This is a genomic window from Methylobacterium sp. WL8 (assembly GCF_008040045.1).
Lineage (GTDB): Bacteria > Pseudomonadota > Alphaproteobacteria > Rhizobiales > Beijerinckiaceae > Methylobacterium > Methylobacterium cerastii.
This window is the reverse complement of record NZ_VRVF01000214.1, coordinates 1-534: the sequence shown is the minus strand read 5'-3', so window position 1 is coordinate 534 and position 534 is coordinate 1. Positions and strand designations below refer to the sequence as shown.

At 74.2% G+C, this 534-nt stretch carries 2 pseudogenes; both read left to right on the top strand.

The features are described 5' to 3' along the window. Positions 1 to 122 (top strand): annotated as a pseudogene (locus FV234_RS26880) (RNA polymerase sigma factor); the annotation flags it as partial. Beyond that, positions 119 to 534: pseudogene (locus tag FV234_RS25970) on the top strand (anti-sigma factor); the annotation flags it as partial. The pseudogenes FV234_RS26880 and FV234_RS25970, both read left to right, overlap by 4 nt.

Genomic DNA, 534 nt, shown 5'->3' with positions numbered 1-534 from the left:
AGGCGGCCCAGGTGCTTGGCGTACCGCTCGGCACCGTGATGTCCCGGTTGAGCCGGGCGCGGACGCGGATGCGAAGTTTTCTGGAAACTGGCCGGACCGGCCTCTTGAGGAGGGTGAAATGAGCGGGGATCCCCGCCCGGTCGGCGAGGACGACCTGCACGGCCTGATCGACGGCCGCCTGGAACCGGAGCGGCGCGCGCTCGTCGAGGCGTGGCTCGTCGGCAACCCGGCGCGCGCGGCCGAGGTCTCTGCCGACCGGGCCCTGCACGAGCGCCTGCGCGACCGCCTCGCGCCGATCGCCGAGGAGGCGATCCCGGCACGGCTCCGGGTGGCCAACATTCGCCCGCGACGTCGGTTCGTCGGCGGGGGCTGGTTCCCCATGGCGGCTGCAGCCGTGCTCTGCCTTGCGCTCGGCGGTGCCGGCGGCTGGGTCGGCCATGCCCTGCGCGGCGGACCCGCGACGGCGATGGTGGCGGAGGAACCGGCGACGCAGGACGCGGTCGCGGCCTTTCGCACCTTCGTGGTCGAGGTGGT